22 protein-coding genes and 1 other RNA gene are annotated in these 22347 nt (G+C 46.2%); 11 read left to right on the forward strand and 12 right to left on the reverse strand.

Going from position 1 to position 22347, the window contains the following annotated elements; translation table 11 throughout:
* Positions 1–93: 93 nt before the first annotated feature.
* Positions 94–987 carry a LysR family transcriptional regulator gene (locus HG547_RS16010; protein WP_169548376.1) on the reverse strand — a complete coding sequence of 298 codons (894 nt, stop codon included), beginning with the start codon at positions 985–987 and terminating at the stop codon, positions 94–96.
* A gap of 99 nt (positions 988–1086) precedes the next feature.
* Between HG547_RS16010 and HG547_RS16015 the strand changes: the two genes are divergently transcribed.
* The 4 genes from HG547_RS16015 (at position 1087) to HG547_RS16030 (ending at position 5579) form a co-directional block, all read left to right on the forward strand.
* Positions 1087–1707: a short chain dehydrogenase gene (locus HG547_RS16015; RefSeq protein ID WP_169548377.1), complete on the forward strand. Its 621-nt coding sequence runs from the start codon at positions 1087–1089 to the stop codon at positions 1705–1707.
* A gap of 84 nt (positions 1708–1791) precedes the next feature.
* Entirely contained in the window at positions 1792–2037 is a 246-nt protein-coding gene (locus tag HG547_RS16020) for a DUF3297 family protein (RefSeq protein WP_069453553.1), read from the forward strand.
* A 361-nt stretch (positions 2038–2398) separates the two neighbouring features.
* On the forward strand, positions 2399–3313 hold the full coding sequence (locus HG547_RS20760; RefSeq protein WP_211164685.1) for a nuclease-related domain-containing protein: 915 nt from the start codon (positions 2399–2401) through the stop codon (positions 3311–3313).
* 85 nt (positions 3314–3398) lie between these two features.
* Positions 3399–5579, forward strand: coding sequence for an AAA family ATPase (locus HG547_RS16030; protein ID WP_169548378.1), 2181 nt, complete (start codon positions 3399–3401; stop codon positions 5577–5579).
* A 331-nt stretch (positions 5580–5910) separates the two neighbouring features.
* Here the strand turns inward: HG547_RS16030 and HG547_RS16035 are convergent, their stop codons facing one another.
* Both HG547_RS16035 and HG547_RS16040 read right to left on the reverse strand, forming a co-directional pair.
* Positions 5911–6507 (reverse strand): hypothetical protein, encoded by a 597-nt coding sequence (locus HG547_RS16035; protein ID WP_169548379.1) that lies wholly within the window; start codon positions 6505–6507, stop codon positions 5911–5913.
* A 122-nt stretch (positions 6508–6629) separates the two neighbouring features.
* Entirely contained in the window at positions 6630–7295 is a 666-nt protein-coding gene (locus tag HG547_RS16040) for a hypothetical protein (protein WP_169548380.1), read from the reverse strand.
* A gap of 164 nt (positions 7296–7459) precedes the next feature.
* Here HG547_RS16040 and HG547_RS16045 point away from each other — a divergent pair, with 164 nt between their 5' ends.
* On the forward strand, positions 7460–7663 hold the full coding sequence (locus tag HG547_RS16045; protein WP_169548381.1) for a hypothetical protein: 204 nt from the start codon (positions 7460–7462) through the stop codon (positions 7661–7663).
* A 50-nt stretch (positions 7664–7713) separates the two neighbouring features.
* Here the strand turns inward: HG547_RS16045 and gcvP are convergent, their stop codons facing one another.
* The 6 genes from gcvP to HG547_RS16075 form a co-directional block, all read right to left on the reverse strand.
* Positions 7714–10602: an aminomethyl-transferring glycine dehydrogenase gene (gene gcvP, locus HG547_RS16050; protein WP_169548382.1), complete on the reverse strand. Its 2889-nt coding sequence runs from the start codon at positions 10600–10602 to the stop codon at positions 7714–7716.
* A gap of 122 nt (positions 10603–10724) precedes the next feature.
* Positions 10725–11114, reverse strand: a complete 390-nt coding sequence (gene gcvH, locus HG547_RS16055) for a glycine cleavage system protein GcvH (protein ID WP_011071083.1) — start codon at positions 11112–11114, stop codon at positions 10725–10727.
* Between the two features lie 25 nt (positions 11115–11139).
* Positions 11140–12234: a glycine cleavage system aminomethyltransferase GcvT gene (gene gcvT, locus HG547_RS16060; protein ID WP_169548383.1), complete on the reverse strand. Its 1095-nt coding sequence runs from the start codon at positions 12232–12234 to the stop codon at positions 11140–11142.
* Positions 12235–12632: 398 nt separating this feature from the next.
* Entirely contained in the window at positions 12633–13850 is a 1218-nt protein-coding gene (locus tag HG547_RS16065) for an FAD-dependent oxidoreductase (protein WP_169548384.1), read from the reverse strand.
* Between the two features lie 33 nt (positions 13851–13883).
* Positions 13884–15107 carry a 2-octaprenyl-6-methoxyphenyl hydroxylase gene (ubiH, locus tag HG547_RS16070; RefSeq protein ID WP_169548385.1) on the reverse strand — a complete coding sequence of 408 codons (1224 nt, stop codon included), beginning with the start codon at positions 15105–15107 and terminating at the stop codon, positions 13884–13886.
* 106 nt (positions 15108–15213) lie between these two features.
* Complete coding sequence (locus HG547_RS16075; RefSeq protein ID WP_169548386.1) at positions 15214–15789, reverse strand: UPF0149 family protein; 576 nt, start codon at positions 15787–15789, stop codon at positions 15214–15216.
* A 225-nt stretch (positions 15790–16014) separates the two neighbouring features.
* On the opposite strand from HG547_RS16075, the gene zapA reads away from it, so the two are divergent.
* From zapA to HG547_RS16090, 3 genes are all read left to right on the forward strand, one after another.
* On the forward strand, positions 16015–16317 hold the full coding sequence (gene zapA, locus HG547_RS16080) for a cell division protein ZapA (RefSeq protein WP_037414335.1): 303 nt from the start codon (positions 16015–16017) through the stop codon (positions 16315–16317).
* Between the two features lie 114 nt (positions 16318–16431).
* A non-coding RNA gene (gene ssrS / locus HG547_RS16085) (6S RNA) lies at positions 16432–16612 on the forward strand.
* Positions 16613–16619: 7 nt separating this feature from the next.
* The gene (locus HG547_RS16090) at positions 16620–17294 is read left to right on the forward strand and encodes a 5-formyltetrahydrofolate cyclo-ligase (protein ID WP_169548387.1); all 675 of its coding nucleotides are present in this window, start codon (positions 16620–16622) and stop codon (positions 17292–17294) included.
* A gap of 136 nt (positions 17295–17430) precedes the next feature.
* Here HG547_RS16090 and folM read toward each other — a convergent pair whose 3' ends face one another.
* Positions 17431–18150 (reverse strand): dihydromonapterin reductase, encoded by a 720-nt coding sequence (gene folM / locus HG547_RS16095; protein WP_169548388.1) that lies wholly within the window; start codon positions 18148–18150, stop codon positions 17431–17433.
* Positions 18151–18361: 211 nt separating this feature from the next.
* Between folM and HG547_RS16100 the strand changes: the two genes are divergently transcribed.
* Positions 18362–18751, forward strand: a complete 390-nt coding sequence (locus tag HG547_RS16100) for a DUF393 domain-containing protein (protein WP_169548389.1) — start codon at positions 18362–18364, stop codon at positions 18749–18751.
* 95 nt (positions 18752–18846) lie between these two features.
* On the opposite strand, the gene mdh is transcribed toward HG547_RS16100, so the two are convergent.
* The gene (mdh, locus tag HG547_RS16105) at positions 18847–19782 is read right to left on the reverse strand and encodes a malate dehydrogenase (protein ID WP_037414331.1); all 936 of its coding nucleotides are present in this window, start codon (positions 19780–19782) and stop codon (positions 18847–18849) included.
* Positions 19783–20071: 289 nt separating this feature from the next.
* Between mdh and argR the strand changes: the two genes are divergently transcribed.
* Complete coding sequence (argR, locus tag HG547_RS16110; RefSeq protein WP_011071072.1) at positions 20072–20542, forward strand: transcriptional regulator ArgR; 471 nt, start codon at positions 20072–20074, stop codon at positions 20540–20542.
* A gap of 121 nt (positions 20543–20663) precedes the next feature.
* On the opposite strand, the gene HG547_RS16115 is transcribed toward argR, so the two are convergent.
* Positions 20664–21296: an NAD(P)-dependent oxidoreductase gene (locus tag HG547_RS16115; RefSeq protein ID WP_037428474.1), complete on the reverse strand. Its 633-nt coding sequence runs from the start codon at positions 21294–21296 to the stop codon at positions 20664–20666.
* A 119-nt stretch (positions 21297–21415) separates the two neighbouring features.
* Between HG547_RS16115 and HG547_RS16120 the strand changes: the two genes are divergently transcribed.
* Complete coding sequence (locus HG547_RS16120; RefSeq protein ID WP_088586138.1) at positions 21416–22318, forward strand: LysR family transcriptional regulator; 903 nt, start codon at positions 21416–21418, stop codon at positions 22316–22318.
* Positions 22319–22347: the final 29 nt, after the last annotated feature.

Below are 22347 nucleotides of genomic sequence, written 5' to 3' on the forward strand. Positions count from 1 at the left end.
CTGCTTGAAACGCTTCAACATCGGCTTGAGCGCCACTTTAGCCGCGTTAAATCATCAGCGCAAAAAAATCAGCACGCCTAGGTTTTAGCCCCCTTATGATTTGCGGATAAACTCGGAGTTAGCCGCGCACCATGTCAGCAATGACTGCTGTAACTGCCGTAGTTTGTGAGAATAATGGCTTTGTTTTGCATAGACCATATATAAATCATAAGGATATAAATACCATTCTGGCAGTAACCGCAGTAGTTTTTGCTGCGCTATATCCTGCTGCACTAAGTAATAGGGTAAACAGGCAATCCCTTGACCGCTCAAGGCTAACAGATGATTAGTCGCATAATTTGAGCTAATCACTGCGGGCTCAAACCCTTGGGTTACACTCTCGCCAGCGGCATGCTCGAGAGTCCACTGCGTTTCACCGCCCGAAAGTAGCGGATATTGGGGTAAATCCGCGGGGTTCACTAAGTCTGCCGCAGCCAAATACCCTGGCGCGGCCACTAACACATGGCTAATGCGCCCTAGGTATTTAGCGACTAAATTATCGCTATGTTTAAGTGTGGTTCTTAAGGCAAGGTCAAACTGACCAAATTCAACATCTTGAATATCCTGCTCAAAACAAAATTCAAACCGAACCTGAGGAAAATTCGCCATCAATGGGATCAATAGCGGCGCTAATAGGGCTTTCCCCAACTCTGTGGGAGCGGTAAATCTTAAACGGCCACAATCATCCTCAGTTAAATCTTGTACTAAACGCTCGGCCTCAGCGGCTAATCTGTCGATTTCACAGGCTTTGGCATACAAGGTTTGCCCCGCTTCGGTCATCGAGACCCGGCGCGTGGTGCGATACAACAACTGGCAGCCCAGCTCATCTTCCAAGGCTTTAACATGGCGAGACACTAAGCCCTTAGAGACCTCAAGCTGCTCCGACGCCGCACTAAAGCTCTGCATTTTTACAACCATCATAAAGGATTGAAGATGCGTCAGGCTCATTGATTAAATCCATTTTCTAAACAATGTGGTGATTATATGGGCTTTTTCGGTTTATTTCGCCGAGTTATGCTGTGTTTATATTCAATAATGGAGAAAATCATGAAAATACTCGTTGTAGGTGCAGCAGGCAATATCGGCCAAGCCGTCACGCAATTACTAAAAGCGGAAGGTCATCAAGTTATCCAAGTCGGGCGAACCCGTGGCGATCTGTTGATGGATATTCGCGATCCCAATTCACTCCAACAGGGCTTTAACCAACTAGGCAAAGTCGACGCCATTATCGCAGCAATGGGAGACGTCGCCTTTAAACCCTTTGCCCAACTCGACCAAGCCGATTGGCAAAAAGGCATACAGAGCAAATTGTTAGGCCAAATCCAGCTAGTGCAAGTTGGTAGTCAGTTTTTAAATGCGGGCGGCAGTATTACCTTAACCAGCGGCATTATCGCCGATGTACCCGTTAAAGATGGCGTCAGCGCCGCCACCATCAACGGCGCACTTGAGCATTTTGTTGCCGCGGTCGCTAATGAACTCACCCATCAACAGCGGATCAATATTGTCAGCCCAACCGTATTAACCGAGTCATATACCGCGTATCGAGATTACTTTGCGGGTTTTAGTACCATTGATGCCGATATCCTCGCCAAGACTTACTTAAGATCGGTTATGGGCCGAGAAAATGGTCGCACCTTAAAAGCCTTTTCCAATGCGGGTGCAGTATAAAACCAGACTCTTGATTGAGATCCTTGAGCAAGGCGGCGGGATTGCCTACAATAACGCACTTTTTGTTCACTACAGATAACGACCATGACTGACACAACTTCACAACCCGCATTACCGGATCGTCTTTCGGTTAACCCACGCAGCCCACACCATGTGGCCGCGATTTTCGAACACGATGTAGGTATTCGCGTAAACGGTAAAGAACGTTTCGATGTTGAAGAATACTGCATCAGCGAAGGCTGGGTTAAAGTACCAAGCAAATCCTTAGACCGTCGCGGTCAACCGCTACTGTTAACCATCAAAGGCACAGTAGAAGCATTTTACCGTTAAGCAGCCACTGCTAACGGAAATTAATAACGGCCAATTCGATTGGCCGTTTTTGATTTGCCCTGTATAACCCCAAAACGCCCACCAATTCATCACCCCAAATATTCACAAGTTGTTATTTAAAATAAGTATTTGTGATAAAACGCATTGATTAAACCGTATCGTGCGGGTTAAAGTGTGACCACTTAGGGAAATGCAGAGCCACACTCGAAAACCCATATCGAGCACGCTATTTAGGGATGAAGCAGCAACTCAGTTATCCGCCTCCCCCCTCTTAAAGCAACCTCTGTCACCAAGGTATCAAGCACATTCGTTATATGTGCGTTATGGAATAAAGAAAAACCTTTTTACTTCAAGGATGTAAATGGCAGATTTCGGCAGCAACCTATTATCCGTGGTAATTATTCTATCCAGCCTGTTTGTCGGTGCAGGAGTGTTGCATGTGTTTCTTCGATACCGCGATGCAACGCTAACCCTGCCCGTTGATCGTGAGCAGCTAACCCGCATTCCAGCCTATGGCTTACAAAAGCAAATCCAAGATCTGCAATTAGATTTAATGGGTTACATGATGATGGGAGCCATAATCTTTAGCTTCCCCTTTGCACTTAACAGCATTCAAGCACATATCGCAGCTGGCAAATTCCCTTGGATGCTAAGTATTTCAGCGTTAATGGGCTTAAGCTATTGCAGCTTTAAAACGTGGAAAAACTTTTCCAAACTCACCAAATTACGTCTAGGGCATACGGCAGAGATCGCCACCGCAAATGAACTAATCGGCCTACAAGCCTTGGGTTATCAAGTGTTTCACGATGTCCAAGCCGACGGCTTTAATATCGACCACCTCGTTATCGGCAAAAATGGCGTATTCGCGATTGAAACCAAAGGCCGCCATAAGCGCAATAAAGACCTACGCCAAACCAATGGCAATGGCTCTGGCCCTAGTTCTGGTAAGAAAGGCTATGAAGTATTTTACAAAGACGGGCGCTTAAACTTCCCCTCGTGGACAGAAACTAAACCCATAGAACAGGCCGAACGTCAGGCCAAGTGGGTCAGCCAATGGTTAACCAAGGCAACAGGGACACCAGTATCCTCAACCCCAGTCCTAGTATTCCCCGGCTGGTATGTCACAAGTCAATCAAAGCCACCGTTCCCGATCCTTAACCACAAACAATTAGTCGGCACGATCCCAAAACTGAAAACCCAAGATCTTACCCAGCAACAAGTCGACATCATCATCTACCAAGTCGCCCAAAGATGCCTAAGTAAAAGCGAGATGTAGAAATAATAAAAACGAAAATATTAGGCTGAGCCCGTTTATCCGCAATATTTTCATAACCACATTACGAATCACGGAAGTATTATATATGATTGAATCAATTTCTATGCAAGGAGTAGCTAGTTTTCAAAATTCTACCCCTGTATCACTAAATACAAATAAGAAAATAGTCTTTCTTTACGGTCACAACGGTACAGGTAAATCTACTGTTGCAAGATACCTGCAGGATACAACGCATAGTAGCTACAATAACTGCAGCTATGTGTTACCTAATTCTCAAGATTATCAAATTCTAGTTTATAATACCGACTTTGTTGACAGAAACTTCTCTCAAGATAGCTTTAATGGAGTTTTCACCTTAGGTGAAACTAATATATCAGCAGAGCAAGCTATTAGTGAAGCAGAGCTAGAGATAATCGAACTAGAGAAACAAAGAAATCAAAAACAGATCTATAAAACTCAACTCAATGAAAAGAAAGCTACTCAAGTAAAAGCTATTAAAGATAAGTGTTTTGAAACTAAACAAGAGTATGAAAAAAATGACTTAGATCACTGTTTAATAGGTTTTAAAAACTCAGCCACTACATTTTATAATGAACTATTAAAAATAGACCTTATAGAAACTCCTGATTATAATTTTGACATTCTAGCCGCGGAATCAAAAGAACTTAATAATAAAAATACTGCACAAAAAAGTATGATTCCAAACATAACTTTAAACCTGGAGTCAATCGAGTCAAATAGTATTCTAAGTCAGGTCATTGTTGCCTCGAGCGAAAGTTATTTAGCTGCATTAGTACAAAAATTACAAAACTCTACTTGGATCGATAAAGGTCGAGTTTATATTAATGATACTGAAGGGAAATGTCCATTTTGCCAACAGGCTATCGATAAAACATTAATAGAAAATATTAATAACCTTTTTGATGTATCCTATGAAGAAAAAAAGAATGAACTAAACACCTTGCAAAGCAGATATGAGGAAGTTATCAAAAAACTAAACGTGACGTTATTAGATGCTCACTATACTGCCATTAACGATACTAATTTTGATTTAGCTAAAGAAAAACTTTCAGGTATTTTACAAGCCAATCTTATTAAGATTAATCAAAAAACAGCAGATCCAAGTGTGAAAGTAAACCTAGAGCCTACGGCGAAGTTAGTACAATCTATTAATGATATTATCAGTACCAAAAACATTTCTATAGCGAAATTCAACGCTAAGCTAGGAAATAAAAAAGAATCTTTAGCCGCTATAAAAAATAAGTTTTGGTCTTTAGTACGTATAAAATATGATGCTGACATTAAAGCTCATGATAATTTAATTAAATCAATAGATACTAACATTACTAGCGTTGAAAATGAGGAAAAGACGCTTACTACGGCAATTGATACTCAAAAAGTTATCGTCGCTGAGAACCGTAAAAAAATAACCAATATAGAAATGTCAGTAATCAGTATAAACAACCAAATAAAGTCTATAGGTTTAGAAGGTTTTGAGATTAAGCAAAAGCCAGGAGAAAATAATCACTATTATCTTTGTCGTGGTGTTACTGCAAGCGGTATTGACGTATATAAATCGCTCAGTGAAGGTGAAAAAACACTTATTACATATCTCTACTTTTTGGAGCTATGCCAAGGAAGCATAAATAGTGACTCCACAACTCCCCAAAATAAGAAAATTATTGTTGTTGACGATCCTATATCAAGTCTATCTCATAATTATATTTATGAAATAGGAGCTCTTACGAATAAAAAGCTTATTAAAGGTTACCAATATGCACAAGTAATACTACTCACTCACAGCCTATATTATCTACATGAAATGATAAAATACCTCCCTCAAAAACCGCAAGATTTTGAAAAAAAGTGTAGTTTATTTAGAGTGTTAAAAAACACTAACAGCGATATTTTACCCATGGAAAAAGACGATATAAAAAACGATTATCAGTCTTACTGGCAGATCATAAAAGACGCTCAAAATGGCAATACTAACAACATTGTTTTACCTAATATCATGAGAAACATTCTCGAATATTATTTTTCTTTTGTACATAAAACAGATGCACTAAAAATGGCTCTGGATGAACTTGAAGAAATAGACGCTGAATTCTCTCCTTTTTTTAGATTTATTAACAGAGAATCACACTCTGACTCTGTAAATATTAATGATTTAGGAGAAATCGACCCAGATAGATTCATAATAAAGTTTAAAGAAGTATTCATCAAAACTGATTTTGAGGAGCATTACAATAAAATGATGGCATAAACAGCAACACTGTCAGGACAGCCATAACTCTCCACTCAATGGTTACACCAGAACTGACATTGTTGCACCAGTGACCTTCTAAAACATGGATGTTTTAGCAGAGCTTACAGGGATGTATTTACAGCGTGTCACTGGTGTAACAGTGCTAAAGCCTGCGGCAGGCAATGAGCAACACCGCATTATCAGCGACTTATACAGCTAATTAGCTAACAAATGGCCACCCATAATAAAACTGCGGTTTAAATTGGGTGGCACGATTTAATACTGTCTCAGGCCTCAACTCTGTCGTGTATGCGTCATTTCTTGACTACTTTGTTAATTGTGGATGTATTTAATTATCATACTTAAACTCCCAAATCCCACCAAATAACTCCTTCCCTAAACCATATTTATTAGTGCTGAAAAGATTTGGCAGAGGGACGGGATGAAAGTTTACACTTACGTAATCAAATTCTTCAGCTACCCACTCTATTATTTCTTCATGCCTTTTTTTGAAAAAGCTTTTTGACTTATGTGTTACTACAACTAGATAGTTTTTTTCCGTTTTATGACCAGAGGGCGAGTTTTCGCAAAGCCAAGCTAGCCTCAGGGCATCTTTCTTTAAACCTGTTGATTTAATTCCACGCTTAAACTCTATGATATGCCTGGCCTTTTTAGATTTTTGATTTCTAAGCACCAAGTCTACTTTACCAGAAAGCCTAAAGTGCTCTGGATGCCCCTCAGTATTGATTCCAAGTTCAGTGGCAATACTTTTAAATGAGTCCTCCATAGAAAAAGTGTAAGATTCAAATTTATCATGCAAATATTCAGCGATTTTTACTGATAGAAAATACTCTGGTAATGCATTTATCGATTGTCCAGTGACATTATCCGCAACTTGGGATGCTTCTAATAATGCTCTCCCAAGTTCAACTTTTATAGATTTCATAATTGGTACCTATAGTAAATATGACCATGCAAATGGCTACCCACTATAAAACAATAACATAAAGCGACTTAAGATGGGTGCCACAATTTCGAATTTTCACAAAGATTTAGGAGCAACCTCTCTCAAGAAGGTAATTTATTTGCAAGCCTATCAATCTCTCGATATACCGTATCTGAAATATGCTGTAATAATTCGACTTTAAGCAACATAATATCATGCAATCGTTTTAACTCACCATCTGTAGACTTTACATAATCTATTGTTTCATCTTTGGCGATCTCCTCAGTTAATCTGCCAAATGACAGATCACTTGGTGAAAATGGTTTGCTTATATTTAAAGATAAATTTCTCAATATATGGTTGTAAATGTTTATTTCAATTACTTTAGATTCATATTTAATCGCTGCCGCTCTAAAAATCCCCCTCTGCACTTGATTATGTCCAATTTTTGAAGCGACAAGAATAGTCAAGCTTTCAGAGTAATTGTTTGCTAACTCAAGCATTTCTAGCAAGTCCTGCCCTAAATTAATTGTCATGTGCAACTTATTTATATCAAACGGATGCTTCCAATGGTTATACGCAATGATACCCAATCCAAACGTCAGCACGGTAAACACTGACCCTATAACTGTGAATGTGGTTGATATACTTGCTCCACTGTCGTATATCCAAAGCCCAATATCACCAGACCACAGATAACCAACGATGATGCCACCCATCATAATCAGAGTGGCAATCAAGAGATAAAATAAAGCAGATTGTAGGTATTTTTGAATGATGGCTTGCATAAACAGAAGAACTCCATTTCAGAATAACTTCATGATATCAGAAGATTAACTGACTGCTCTGTTAATTCTTTGTAAGGGATAAAGCCAAAAGTTAGGACAGGCATAACTCGTCACTCAATGGTTACACCAAATACAGCATTGTTGCACCAGTGACCTTCTAAAACATGGATGTTTTAGCAGAGCTTACAGGGATGTATTTACAGCGAGTCACTGGTGTAACAGTGCGAGAGCCTGCGGCAGGCAATTGGGAAGTACAGTTGCCAGAAGCCATGAAAAAGCAACTTCGCACCACTCAACTCAGCAGAAACTACTTCAACAAAAACACAACTAAACCCCAAATTGCAGGCAATAAAAAAGCGAACCGCTAAGGGTTCGCTTTTCATCAAACGTTAGACCTGAATAACGTACTATTCAGCCCCTACTCGTAGTCTGACATCGGCACACACGCACAGAACAAATTCCGGTCGCCGTACACGTCATCAATACGGTTCACCGTTGGCCAGAACTTGTTAGTACGCACTGCGGCACTTGGGAACACGGCCACTTCACGGCTGTATGGGCGTGAATCAAACGCTGGGTCCATAATATCGGCCATAGTGTGTGGCGCGTTGTGCAGCGGGTTATTGTCCGCTGGCCACTCGCCTGCTTCAACCTTAGCGATTTCGGCGCGGATTGACACCATAGCGTCGATAAAGCGGTCCAGTTCAACCTTAGACTCAGATTCGGTTGGCTCAATCATCAGGGTTCCCGCAACAGGGAAGCTCATGGTTGGCGCGTGGAAACCGTAGTCATTCAGACGCTTAGCGATATCCATTTCGGTCACGCCAGAGGCTTCTTTAATTGGACGCAGGTCGATAATACATTCGTGTGCGACGCGATCGTTACGGCCACGGAACAGTACTGGGTAGTGTTCAGACAGCTTCTTCATCACGTAGTTAGCGTTTAACAGCGCGGTTTGCGTCGACTTTTTAAGACCCTTTGAACCGAGCAGTTTAATGTACATCCAGCTGATTGGCAGAATGCCAGCACTGCCGTATGGCGCTGCCGATACAGCACCGTTGTTATCGCTTTCGCGGCCTGGTTTCACCACAACGTGACCCGCGACGAACGGCGCTAAGTGCGCTTTCACACCGATTGGGCCCATGCCTGGACCACCGCCGCCGTGTGGAATCGCGAAGGTTTTGTGCAGGTTAAGGTGCGATACGTCGGCACCGATAAAGCCTGGTGAGGTTAAGCCAACTTGGGCGTTCATGTTGGCGCCGTCCAAGTACACTTGACCACCGTGCTGGTGCACAATGTTGCAGATTTCGCGGATAGATTCTTCGTACACACCGTGGGTCGATGGGTAAGTGATCATGATACATGACAGGTTTTCTGCCACTTCAGCCGCTTTGGCCTTCAGATCTTCTAAATCCACGTTACCTTGCTTATCACAGGCAGTCACAACCACTTGCATACCGGCTAATTGCGCTGATGCAGGGTTAGTACCGTGGGCAGATTGTGGGATTAAGCAGATGTTTCTGTGGGCTTCGCCGCGAGACTCGTGGTATTTACGAATCGCCAGCAGACCCGCGTATTCACCCTGTGCGCCAGAGTTAGGTTGGATACACACGGCATCGTAACCTGTGACATTCACTAACCATGAAGACAGTTCTTCAATCAGTTGAGTGTAACCTTTGGCTTGATCCAGTGGGCAGAATGGGTGCATGTTGGCAAATTCTGGCCAGCTGACAGGGATCATTTCAACCGCAGCGTTTAACTTCATAGTGCATGAACCCAATGAAATCATTGAGTAGTTCAATGCTAAGTCTTTGCTTTCGAGACGCTTGATATAACGCATCATCTCGGTTTCGCTTTGGTAGCGATTGAAGGTTGGGTGGCTCAGGATGGCATCTTGACGCACTAAAGACGCTGGAATCGATTGGCTACCTTGGGCTACGATTTGCGCGTCTAACGCAGCAACGTCTAAGCCATGGCCAGCACCTAAAATCACATCGAACAGGGCTTCGATATCGCTGCGGATAGTGGTTTCATCTAAGCTCACGCCGACGATGCCGTCAGCATCGAAACGCAGGTTCATTTCAGCGGCCAGCGCGCGAGCATTGACTGCTGCAACGTCTAAGCCTTTGATGCTGATGGTATCGAACCAAGTGGTGTTCACTAAGCTCACGCCTTTAGCTTGTAAGCCAGCGGCTAAGATATCAGCAAAGCGGTTAATGCGTGATGCGATGGTTTTCAGGCCTTGTGGGCCGTGGAATACGGCGTAGAAAGACGCCATGTTCGCTAACAGAATTTGCGCGGTACAAATGTTTGAGTTGGCTTTTTCGCGGCGGATATGTTGCTCGCGAGTTTGCATCGCCATACGCAGTGCGCGGTTACCACGGGTGTCCTTTGACACACCGATGATACGGCCAGGCATAGAGCGTTTGTGCTCGTCACGGGCCACGAAGAAGGCCGCGTGTGGACCACCAAAGCCCATCGGCACACCGAAGCGCTGGGCGCTACCGAAGACCACGTCGGCACCCATGGCACCCGGTGACTTGAGTAACACTAAGGCCATGATGTCGGCAGCGACAGTCACAATCACGTTTTTCGCGCGTAATTCGGCGAATAAGTCAGTGAAGTCAGTGATTTGACCGAAACGGTTTGAATATTGGAACAAAGCACCAAACAGTTCGTGGTTTACCGCTTCATGGGCTGGGCCTACCACCACTTCAAAACCAAAACACTCAGCGCGAGTCTTCACTACGTCTAAGGTTTGTGGGAATACGTCATCGGCTACGAAGAAAATGTTGGCTTTTTTGGCTTTAGATACACGCTTCGCCAGCGCCATCGCTTCAGCGGCGGCGGTCGCTTCGTCTAACAGTGAAGCAGAAGCTAAATCTAAACCAGTTAAATCCATCGACACTTGTTGGAAGTTTAGAATCGCTTCTAAACGGCCTTGGGCGATTTCTGGTTGATATGGCGTATAGGCCGTGTACCAACCTGGATTTTCTAAGACGTTACGTAAAATCACATTAGGCACTTGGGTACCGTAGTAACCCATACCAATGTAGCTTTTGAAGACTTGGTTTTGTTTGGCTAAACCACGAATGTAGGCCAAACCTTCGGCTTCGCCGCAGGAATCACCAATGCTCAACTCTTGGCTTAAACGGATCGACTCAGGCACGATTTGCGCAGTCAGCTCGTCCAGAGACTCTGCACCAACGTAGTTCAACATTTCTTGTTGTTGGATGCTATCCGGGCCGATATGGCGACGTAAGAATAAATCGTGCTGTTCTAACTGAGTGAGGGTTTGCTTGGTCATGATAAACCTTGTTCCAGATTTGCCGTCGCTCAGGACTGTAGGGTACTGATAAACGGGCTATTGTTATGTCAAACTTGCGCTAAAACAAACGAAGCCCCTTGGGGCTTCGTTAGCGTCGACGATTATTCCTCGTCGATAACAGCTTGGTAACCTTCTGCATCGAGCAGAGCGTCAACTTCTGATTCATCAGAAGGCATAACGCGGAAGAACCAGCCTTCGCCGTAAGCGTCGCTGTTTACGAGCTCTGGAGAATCTTCCAGTGCTTCGTTGACGGCAATCACTTCACCAGAGATTGGCGCGTAGATGTCAGAAGCCGCTTTCACTGATTCCGCCACTGCACAGTCGTCGCCCGCCGTGACAGTGTCACCCACTTCTGGCAGCTCAACGAAAACCATGTCACCTAACAGCTCTTGAGCGTGCTCAGTGATACCCACAGTGTAGCTACCGTCTTCTTCCTTGCGGATCCATTCGTGTGAAGAGGCGTATTTCAGTTCTGTCGGAATATTGCTCATTGTTCTTGTTCCTTGTTCCGTTTTTTTAAAATGCTTGTTTACCGTTGCGCACAAAGTTTGGCGCTACTACTCTAACAGCCACGCGCTTTTTACGCATCTCGACTTCCGCCGTATCCCCAATTGAGCTAGGAACACGCGCCATCGCAATAGAATAGCCCAATGTAGGTGAGAAAGTACCGCTAGTGATCACGCCTTGCTGCTCAACACCCGCTGCATCGGTGAAAAATACTGGCATATCATGGCGTAACACGCCTTTTTCTTCCATCACTAGACCGACTAATTTGTCGGTTCCCGCATCGCGCAGGGCTTCAAGCGCCTTACGACCGATAAAGTCACGGTCAGTTGGCTCCCATGCGATAGTCCAGCCCATGTTGGCGGCCAGCGGGTTGATGGTTTCGTCCATATCTAAGCCGTAGAGGTTCATACCGGCTTCGAGACGTAATGTATCGCGGGCGCCTAAACCACAGGGTTTAACGCCTTGATCTAACAGTGCTTGCCACAGGGCTTCGGCTTCCGCTTCTGGCACGATGATCTCGTAGCCCGCTTCACCTGTATAACCTGTGGTTGCAATAAACAGAGAACCCGCTTGCTTACCGAAGAAAGGCTTCATGCCTTCAATCGCAGCATTTTGATCGCTACTGAATACGGCGGCGGCTTTGGCCTTAGCGTTAGGGCCTTGAACGGCGATCATCGCCAGCTCAGGACGCTCGGTCACTGTGACATCAAAACCTTGGGATTGTTTGGCGATCCAGGCTAAGTCTTTTTCGCGGGTCGCGCTGTTAACAACAACACGGTAGAAAGTGTCGGTGAGGTAGTAAGTGATCAGGTCGTCGATGATGCCGGCATTGTCATCTAACATGCCGCCGTATAAGGCTTTACCAGGAACTTTCAGTTTAGCCACATCGTTGGCGAGCAACTTACGCAGGAATGCACAAGCATCGTTTCCGGTCACATCAACTACAGTCATGTGGGACACGTCGAACATACCCGCGTCTTGACGCACAGCGTGGTGTTCTTCGATTTGTGAACCATAGTTGAGGGGCATATCCCAACCGTGGAAGTCGACCATCTTAGCGTTTGATTCTAAGTGCTTGTTAAAAAGAACAGTTTTATTAGCCATTGTTATCCCTTTTTTGCGGCCTTCTTCAGGTCTCTGCCTAGCGTAGGGTGATACAAATCCGGCTAAATATCTGGCTAATCGGCATTTCACTTCCACGATGCATCAATTTGAAAGGGATTCTTTCGGTCTCAATGCGTCTGTCACTGCAACGCCTGATTCGCTCTGAATTAATCAGATATTTATCGTGATTGGTATAAGTACTAGGGTCTAAAATGCGGCGAAATTATACCTTGCGTCACAAATTTGTATACAGGAGATTTTTCTAATCCGAAGCCTGTGTCATTAGATTTTCTCATCTTCAACATGTAATTTTTTTACATGCGAAAGCCAGATTTGCACAGCTTGCAATCAAATCGCTGATAATTGCGGCAATTCTGATCACATTAGCGCAACCGAGGCTAGCGACATAACTTGGGCAGCGACGACTTATTACCCATGGCCTGTTGCATGAACACTGTTTTCAGCCCAGCGACATTATCGACAAGATTTAATCCCAGATCGCGAATGGCCTTTTTAACTGGGTTTGAACCCTCGAACAGGCGCTTAAAGCCTTCCATCGCCGCGATCATCTCCATCGCATCCGCCTTGCGCCAACGCTCTAGGGCGCGCAGCTCGGCATAATCACCGATATCCTTACCCGCTTGCTGTAATTCGCTGATGACTTCGATAATGCTAGCGGCATCGAGGAAGCCAAGGTTTACCCCTTGGCCCGCTAATGGATGAATGGTGTGGGCAGCGTCCCCCGCGAGCACTAAACGGTGGCGGGCAAAATGGCGGGCGTAGCGCATCCGCAGTGGGAAGGCTTGGCGTTCACTCTCAAGCTTGCAGATCCCAAGGCGACCGTCGAAGGCGGCGGTGAGATTGCGCTCAAATTGCACTTTGTCCATTGCCAGTAATTCAGTGGCGCGCTCGGGCGGCACTGACCAGACGATGGAGCAGAGGTTGTCTTCATATAATGGCAAGAAGGCCAGCGGGCCATCCTGCAAAAACACTTGGCGGGCGGTGGCAAGGTGCGGAATCTCGCTGCGAATGGTTGCCACAATCGCATGGTGGCCATAATCCCAGAAGGTTAACGGGATCTTACATTGCTCACGCACCCAAGAGTTGGCGCCATCGGCGGCAATCACCAGTGCGGCGCTGACACTTTCTATTTCAGCACCATTGGCGAGGGTCAACCAAGCTTCACGCTCACCAAAGGCAATACGTTCTAAGCGTTGGTTTTCGATATGGGTGATATTGTCAAATTCACTGGCACGCTTGGCGAGGGCATAGCTGATGGCGTCATTTTCGATAATCGCGCCAAGGCTAGGTTCACTGATGCTACTGGCATCGAAGGCAATTTTGCCAAAGCCGTCTTTATCCCATACCGCCATTTTTTGATAGGGCGTCGCGCGGCTGGCATCGACATAGTGCCAAGCACCAAGGTGCTCGAGCAAACGTTGGCTCGCCTTGTTGATGGCGCTGACCCTAAGCCTTGGCTCGCCGCTCACGGGCTCTGTGTGGCCCGCATCGATAACGACAACATTGAGACCGGCCTGCGCCAATCCTATCGCGGTGGCGAGTCCCACCATGCCGCCACCCACAATGGCAATGTCATAGGCTTGTGAACTTAACATGGGTACATCCTTTTCGCGTTGCGATACCAGTAATTATTTCCAGCCCATCGCTTTTTGAGCGACGGGGGTTTTCAGTGGCGGGAACCAAGACAACAGCCTTAATCCCAGATTACGCCCAAGGGCCAAGGGCCAGTATTGGTTAGAGAAGCCACGGACTAAAAATTCAATATTGCGAATAGTGCTGTTTCTATCCGCCTCACGGGCCTGCAAATAGCCATGGGTGACGGCGACACCGCCGATATCTTCGCCCTGCTCTCGCGCAGTGTTGAGCACGTCAAGCAAGCTCACCACATCCCGAAGGCCTAAGTTAAATCCCTGCCCCGCAATCGGGTGCAGTGTCTGCGCCGCATTACCAATAAACACGCATCTATGGTGGATTGGCCTTGGCATATAAGACAGATTTAACGGATAAGCATGGCGCTCGCTGACATCGATAAACTGCCCAGCGCGGTAACCAAAGGCGTGCTGCAACTCAGCTAAAAACTCGGCTTTAGGTGCATTGAGCATCGCTTGCGCGCGGTTATCATCGAGTGCCCAGACGAGGGACAAACGCGGTTGACCTTGGCTATCTGCCATCGGCAATAACGCCAGTGGGCCAGTCTCGGTAAATCGTTCATAAGCCCAGTGCTGGTGCGGCTTATCGGTTTGCAGATTAGCGATAATCGCGGTTTGCTCGAACGCCACTTGGGTGATGGGCAGATTAAAACTGCTGCGCACTTTAGACTGCAAGCCATCGGCAGCGACCACCAGCTTGGCGCGGATCTGCTCGCCGGAATCGAGCACCAGCGTGTGGCTGTCGATATTGGGAATTAATTCTGACAGTTTGGCAGGGCAATAGAGCTTAACCTGAGTTTTGTTAAGCTCGCTAAACAGCACTTGGCCGACCCTTTCAAGCTCAACCACTTGCCCCAGCGCATCTAAATGGAACTGACTGGCGTTGAGTTCCGTCATGCCAAAATGGCCGCGATCGGACACATGGATATCCTTAATCGCCGTGCCTAAATGCGCCAGTTTTGGCCATAAACCTAAACGGGATAACTCGAAGATGGAACCATGGGCAATGGCGATGGAACGGGCGTCAAAGCCGGGGTGATTGTTATCGGGAAGATGCGCCTCGATTAAGGCAATAGATAAAGGTTTTTCAGTACCAGACAAACGAGCCAAAGCTAACGCGAGGGTCGCACCCGCCATGGCGCCACCGACAATGGCAATATCGACGTTTTGAACTGAATTATCCATGTGCTCTGCTACCGTCATGGGGTTCTCATTCAAGCTATGGCATGGCTAAAAGCGTTTCGCCATCAGGATGTTAGATTTGAAAAACACTAAAAGGCGGAATCGCTCCACCTTTCTCTTTTAGGAATTAATGGATCACCGCAGGATCGTCACTCTCTTCATGGCTCGGCTCTGGGCCAAACTCGGAGTAACACAAAATCGCAGCGATACGCACAAATTCCAGCAATTCAATATAGGCAGTTTCCGATTCTTCATCGTCGGTCACATCGAATTCCACTTGGGCAATATCGGCCAGATCTTTAATCACTTCACGCACTTCGGCGGAGGCTTTATTGAGCTTAGGCTGGATAATCGCAATGCCCGTTAAAAAGCTTTGCGTCCAAAGCGATAGCGCCTCAACTCGGTGACTTAACGGCTCTTCCTCTTCGGGAAGCAACGGCATAAAACCAAAATCAAAGTCACTCAAACGAGCAACCGAGTCTTGGAATAACTCGCACACCAATTGATGTAAAGCAGTGGGTAAAGGCTGACCATCGTTCATCAGGTCAAATAACGGTTTAATCCACAAATCACCGGTTTGATCTACACCACCGCAGATTAAACCCACAAGAGCCCCGTGAACTTCCACGGGATGCTGACCAATTTCAGCCGCATCGAGGGCTGTTTTTAAGCTTTCGATACGTAACGAAGGAGGGGTCGCCATATCAGATTCCAATCAGAATTTTCCAGCAGCAATGCTAGCAGAGTTAAAGACTTGAACCAACTCTGATCCAGTATTCTTGGAGGGTAAGATAAAAATTCCGGCAACTGCTCACACAAGCAGCAAACAAAACAGCGAATGTGTAATCCATCTGCAGCTTACCTTGCACTTTTAATATCAGCCCTATATAGTCCGCCCTATCGATGCCAACGAAAGGATCATCTTTGAATGAGTAACAGTGCAGTTGAAATCACCCTGCTTGGGCGCACCTACTCTATCGCCTGTCCGAAAGGTCAGGAAGATGCCCTACGCATTGTGGCTCAAGGGGTTGAGCAGCAACTCACCACCCTAAAAAATCGCACGAATAGCTTAAGCCGCGAAGAAATTGCCATTATGGCGGCGCTGAATATTGGCCACGAGTTGTACCAAGAAAAGCAAAAGAATAAGCATTATATGAAACAAATGGATGACCGCATCAGCCTGTTGCAGTCAACCTTGGAAAACGCCTTAGTTGAGCGTTCAACCAAATAGTTTTAGACTGTGCACTCGGTGCCAAACACCATCTATCTGAGAAGAGTTGCACAGTGAATGGCTAACTGGCCTATACTTTTTTAAGCCAAACGATTAGCGATTCAATACCGTTTTTGCTCCCTGGGATGCAGGCCAACTGGTAATGTCCCTGTGCCGATAATTTTGATCTCAGGGTGAATGCTTTACTGACATTGAGCATGCTCGGCTCGTACCGAGAAGCCTTAGGAGGTAATCATTTACCCGCCTTGAACCTACGGTTCAAGGGCTACACCGGTAGCGGCATTCTGGGGAGCATCTTATTTATGTCTATCACTTCACCTGTCTCGAATACTTCGGCTCCAACAGTCAATGGGCCACACGGCACTCAGCCTGAAATTGACGCCAAGTCGCTAAGCCCAACGCTAAGCCGCGCCGAGTTACGCAAACAAATACGTTTAGCCCGCCGCTCGCTTTCGACAGAGGTGCAAACCGAGGCAAGCCTTGCCGCATGTCAGCGAATGCTCGAAAAGCTCAGCGCGCTGAAGGCCCAGCATGTCGCGCTTTACCTCACCCACGATGGCGAACTGGCAACAGCTCCGCTTATCGAAGCGCTTTGGCAACAGCGGATTCAAACCTATCTGCCACGGCTGCACCCCTTTAATGCTGGGCAATTATTGTTTTTGCATTACCACGCCGACTCGGTAATGCTACCGAATCAATTCGGTATTTTAGAGCCTCGGCTAGATGTGCGTAACGTTATGCCGATTGAGCGACTCGATGTGGTGATCACCCCGTTGGTTGCCTTTGATATCCAAGGTAATCGTATGGGCATGGGCGGCGGCTATTACGACAGAACGCTAGCTAATTGGCACAGCAAAGGCAAACCACTGCCGATGGGGTATGCCCATGATTGCCAACAAGTACCGAGCCTGCCATGCGAACATTGGGATGTGCCCTTGCCGACCATCATCACTCCAAGCAGAGAATGGGAGTTTTGAAAAGTAGGAGCTAGAAGCTAGAGCGCTTCGCTGCTAGAAAAAGCAGAGCGTCGCTCCATAAGGGCTTCTTCTTGAATCTAGAATCTAGAGCCATGCAATGGCGTTCTAGAGGCCGCAGGCCGTTCTAGATTCTTTTTTACCTTAAATGCCGCCCACCATCGACATTGTGGCTGCGCCCAGTGACATAGCGGCTCGCCAACAGATAATCCACTAAGGCAATAATCTCCTGATTTCCAGCTTCTTTTGGCAAGATGGCCTTGGCTAAGGTCTTTTGTCGATAGGCTTCATCATCACTTGGATTAAAAAGGATCATCGCCGGCGCAATCGCATTCACTTTGACCTCGGGCGCTAATTTAGCCGCAAAGGATAAGGTTAAATTATCTAGCGCCGCTTTACTGGCAGCATAAGCCATGTGCTTGGCACTGCCCTTTTCGACCACATAGTCGGTGAAATGGATAATATCGCTGGCGCCAATCTCACCCTCGGCTCCCGCACGTAATTGCGAGGCTAAGGCTAGGTTTATTTGATAGGGCACGCTCACATGCACCTGCATCATGCGCTGCATCACTTCATGGGCGGCAAGGCTTGGGCTGTTGTCTGGCAGCCAGTCAGAGGCGTTATGGATAATGGCGCGGATTTTGGGGTATTGGCTCAATTGCTCAATCAGGGTTTGAAGCTGCGCATTATCGTAAAAATCGCATTGGATTAAAGTCGCGCCTAAAGACTGCAACTCATCGATGCTGGGATAATGGCTGCGATAGGTGCCAATCACCTTGTGCCCTTGGGCGAGCAAGTGTTTCGCGAGGGCGTAACCAATACGTTTACCCACGCCAGTGATAATAATGGGAGCTGTCATATCCATCCTGTTGTTTGCCAAGCACTGATTAAAAGCAAACGCATTTGGCAGATTGTTAATCGCACAATCACGTAATCACACAATCACGTCACTCATCGCAATAGCTTAATGCCTCTAGCCAAGAGTGTATAACAATTAAAACCGTAAACATGTCGATCTAAATGCCTAACAACTGCGTATACTCAGGGACACACAGTAAGAGGTAGACCTAATGGAACTGCGGATTTTTTTCGATGGCAATTGCCCTTTATGTAGCGCCGAAATGCGTCAACTCAAAGCGCGCGATCCCGACGATAGAATTGAACTGGTGGATCTTAATGCTGACAATTTCAGCTCAAGATTCAGCTATATCGATAAAGACTACGCCAATACCATTCTCCATGGCGAAACCGCCTCCGGCCAAGTGCTGCTCGGGCTCGATGTCACCTGCAAAGCATGGGCGCTAACAGGCACTCGCCCTTGGGTACAAGTGCTACGCTTACCGCTTATCAAACCTATTGCGGATTGGTGCTATCTGAGATTCGCCAAGCACAGATACCGTATTTCCTATCTACTGATGGGTAAAGCCCGCTGTGACAGCCAATGCCAACTCCCTAAATAGCGAGACTCAAGATTAAGAACCCCAGTTTAGAGAACAAAGTTTAAAGCATAAAAAAACGGAGCCATTCGGCTCCGTTTTCTCATAATTCAGAAGAATTACTTAACGAAATCAACGCCTAGTTTGATATCGCCTTTCAGTGTATCTAACATAGAATCACGGGCGTTAGCTTCGAATGCGCTCACTTCACCGTAAGGCAGTACTTTTTCGATACCGTTTTTGCCTAACAATACTGGTTGAGCGAAGAATTCAGCGTGCTCGCTGCCGCCGTCAACGTAAGCACATTCAACGATGTTAGCTTCGCCTTGCAGACCACGAACCAGAGACATACCGAAACGGCATGCCGCTTGACCCATAGACAGCGTCGCGCTGCCGCCACCGGCTTTAGCTTCAACCACTTCAGTACCCGCGTTTTGGATACGTTTAGTTAAAGAAGCCACTTCTTCATCAGAGAAAGTCACGCCTTCAACTTGAGACAGTAATGGCAGAATAGTCACGCCACTGTGGCCGCCGATCACGTTGATTTTAACGTCAGCAACGTTTAAGCCTTTTAATTCAGCGATGAAAGTCTCAGAACGGATAACGTCCAGAGTGGTCACGCCGAATAAACGGTTCTTATCGTAAACACCTGCTTTTTTCAGCACTTCAGCAGCAATAGCAACTGTAGTGTTTACTGGGTTAGTGATAATACCCACGAGCGCTTTAGGGCAAGTAACAGCCACTTTCTCGATCAGGTTGCGAACGATACCTGCGTTGATATTGAACAGATCTGAACGATCCATACCAGGCTTACGTGCAACACCAGCAGAGATAAGCACAACGTCAGCACCCACGAGGGCAGGCGTTGGATCTTCACCAGCAAAACCTTTGATTTCAACCGCAGTTGGGATATGGCTCAAGTCAACCGCAACACCCGGAGTTACCGGTGCGATATCGTATAGAGACAGTTGAGAACCCGCAGGTAATTGAGTTTTTAACAGTAGGGCAAGAGCCTGGCCGATACCACCAGCAGCACCAAGTACAGCAACTTTCATAGTTATCTCCGTTATTTCTCGGATATTGTGACATGGATCTATTTTGCGTTGGCGTCACATTACTGGAATGTCACGCTAATTTCAATTATCCCTTAGTCGTTGATTCAAAGATTTACTAAAACAGCGCGTTGCAATGTTGAATATTTACTCTAGTTCAACAAATACATTTATAAATGAATTAGCACGAAGTGAGTTAATTGCATTTTTATTCAGTCATTATGGTTATTTGTTGACAGTTTAACCAAAACTATTCAGAATAAGCCTGTTTTTTTGAATAAAGAATAAGACTATGCAAACGACCAAGAATCAGGATGACCTTGTTAGAATTTTTAAGGCGATTTTAAAAGAGGAGCGCTTTGGCTCCCAGAGTGAAATCGTCACCGCCTTACAAGCAGAAGGCTTTACTAATATAAACCAATCTAAAGTGTCTCGTATGCTCAGCAAGTTCGGTGCCGTGCGCACTCGCAACGCTAAGCAGGAGATGGTTTATTGCTTACCTGCCGAATTAGGCGTGCCCACTGCGGGCAGCCCGTTAAAGAATTTAGTACTCGATGTTGACCATAACCAAGCGATGATTGTTGTCCGCACTAGCCCAGGCGCCGCACAATTAATTGCTCGTTTGTTAGACTCCATCGGTAAACCTGAAGGGATTTTGGGAACCATTGCGGGTGACGATACGATCTTTATTTGTCCATCTAGCATTCAAGATATCGCCGATACCTTGGAAACCATCAAATCTTTATTCAACTACGCAGAATAAAAAAACAGGTCAGCTTGCTGACCTGTTCTATTTCCACTGTACGCTTTTCAGTCCAGCATTACCCTAATTTCAGGGCTTGTGTCCCGCTTACGTTACAGTATTTAGCCGAATCTCCTCAGCTTTAGTAAGCCACACTGATCCTTTGATTGGGATGCGCCGCTTTTTCTGCTTCATCGAGCATGGCTTTGGCGTAATCACTCACCGAAATCCGGCTACGGCCATTTGCATCGGTAAAGAAGCTATCGCCACCTAAACGGTAAGAGCCTTCGCTTGCACCAGGGTAGATCTCTGCCGCTGGGCTGACAAAAGTCCAGTTAACAGTGGTGTTGGCGGCGCGAAATGCCTTTAATGCTTCACCTTGAGCCAGAGCTTCATCCTTATAGGCAGGCGGGAAATCTGGGCTTGAAACCAAAGTTACTCCCGGTGCCACTTCTAGACTACCTGCCCCACCAACCCACAATAAACGTGGCACTTTAGCCTGTGGCAATACGGCTAATAGATTATTAACTGTTTTCGCCACTAAGCCGTGATTCTGCTCGGCGCGGCCGCCCACTGAAGCAATTAACACATCCACGCCTGCAAAGGTTTCAGCGGTTAATGGCTGAGTCAGGTCAACACTACGCACTTCTGCCGCCGTTTCACCAAGCTTGCTTGGGTCACGCACTAAGGCGACGACGTCATGACCACGGCTTAAGGCTTCATTTAAAATGGTTCCGCCAATCCAACCCGATGCACCTAATACTGCAATTTTCATTTGATAAGTCTCACTGCTGATTTAAATTGAGACCAGTTTACTTGCGATACTTAGCGTGATAAATATCGATAAATGAGCAGGATTGTTTCAGATTGAGATACTAATGGGTGTAATTATATATGGATAAAATCGCCGCCATGCGTAGCTTTATCGAAGTGGCCAACTGTGGCAGCTTTACTAAGGCCGCAGAACACCTCGATCTCAGTCGTTTACAGGTTTCTCGCCATATTCAAGAAATTGAGCAGTGGCTCAGTTTACGCCTGCTACACCGCACCACCCGCAGCGTTAGCCTGACCTTGCAGGGTGAAGAAGCCCTGCAATATTGTCAACGGGTGCTGAGTGAAGTCGCCGCAATGGAAAGCCGCGCCCATAGTCATAACACTGAATTAGTCGGCAGTATTCGTATTGCCACACCCGTCGGACTTGGGCAGCACAGTCTGTTTGATGTGGTCGATCGCTTTATAAAATTGCACCCTAAGGTCAATATTCAGCTGTTAATGTCGGATAGTTTTGCTCAATTAGTGGATGAGCGGGTGGACGTGGCACTGCGCTATACCGAGCAGCCCGATGAGAATTTGATTGCCCGTAAATTGATGAGCATAGATGCTGTGCTGTGCGCCGCGCCCAGTTACTTGTCTCAAGCCGAGCCGTTAACCGTCCCTAACGATCTGCTCAGCCATAATTGCCTTATCCATAGTTCGCAGCAACATTGGCAGCTACTCAAGGAGCAACAGAGTGAGCTGATAAAACCTATGGGGAATCTGATGGCCAATGAAATGGGAGTGCTGGTCAGCGCCGCATTGCGTGGGCATGGCATTGCCTACTTGCCCTGTGACTTAGCTAATCAATATCTGGCCAGCGGTCAACTGCAAGAAGTGCTCCCAGAATACACGGCGCCTGGGCAAACCCTGTGGGCCGTGTACTTATCTCGCAGTTACCAACAAGCGCTAGTACGCGCCTTTATCGATTTTACCGCTCAGCAATGGCAACTCGATATCAATAAGTGGACAGCGGCGAGTTAAGCCCACAAACAAAAACGCACTGAGGCTTT

The sequence above is a fragment of the Shewanella sp. DNRA4 genome (genome assembly GCF_012843185.1).
Lineage (GTDB): Bacteria > Pseudomonadota > Gammaproteobacteria > Enterobacterales > Shewanellaceae > Shewanella > Shewanella xiamenensis.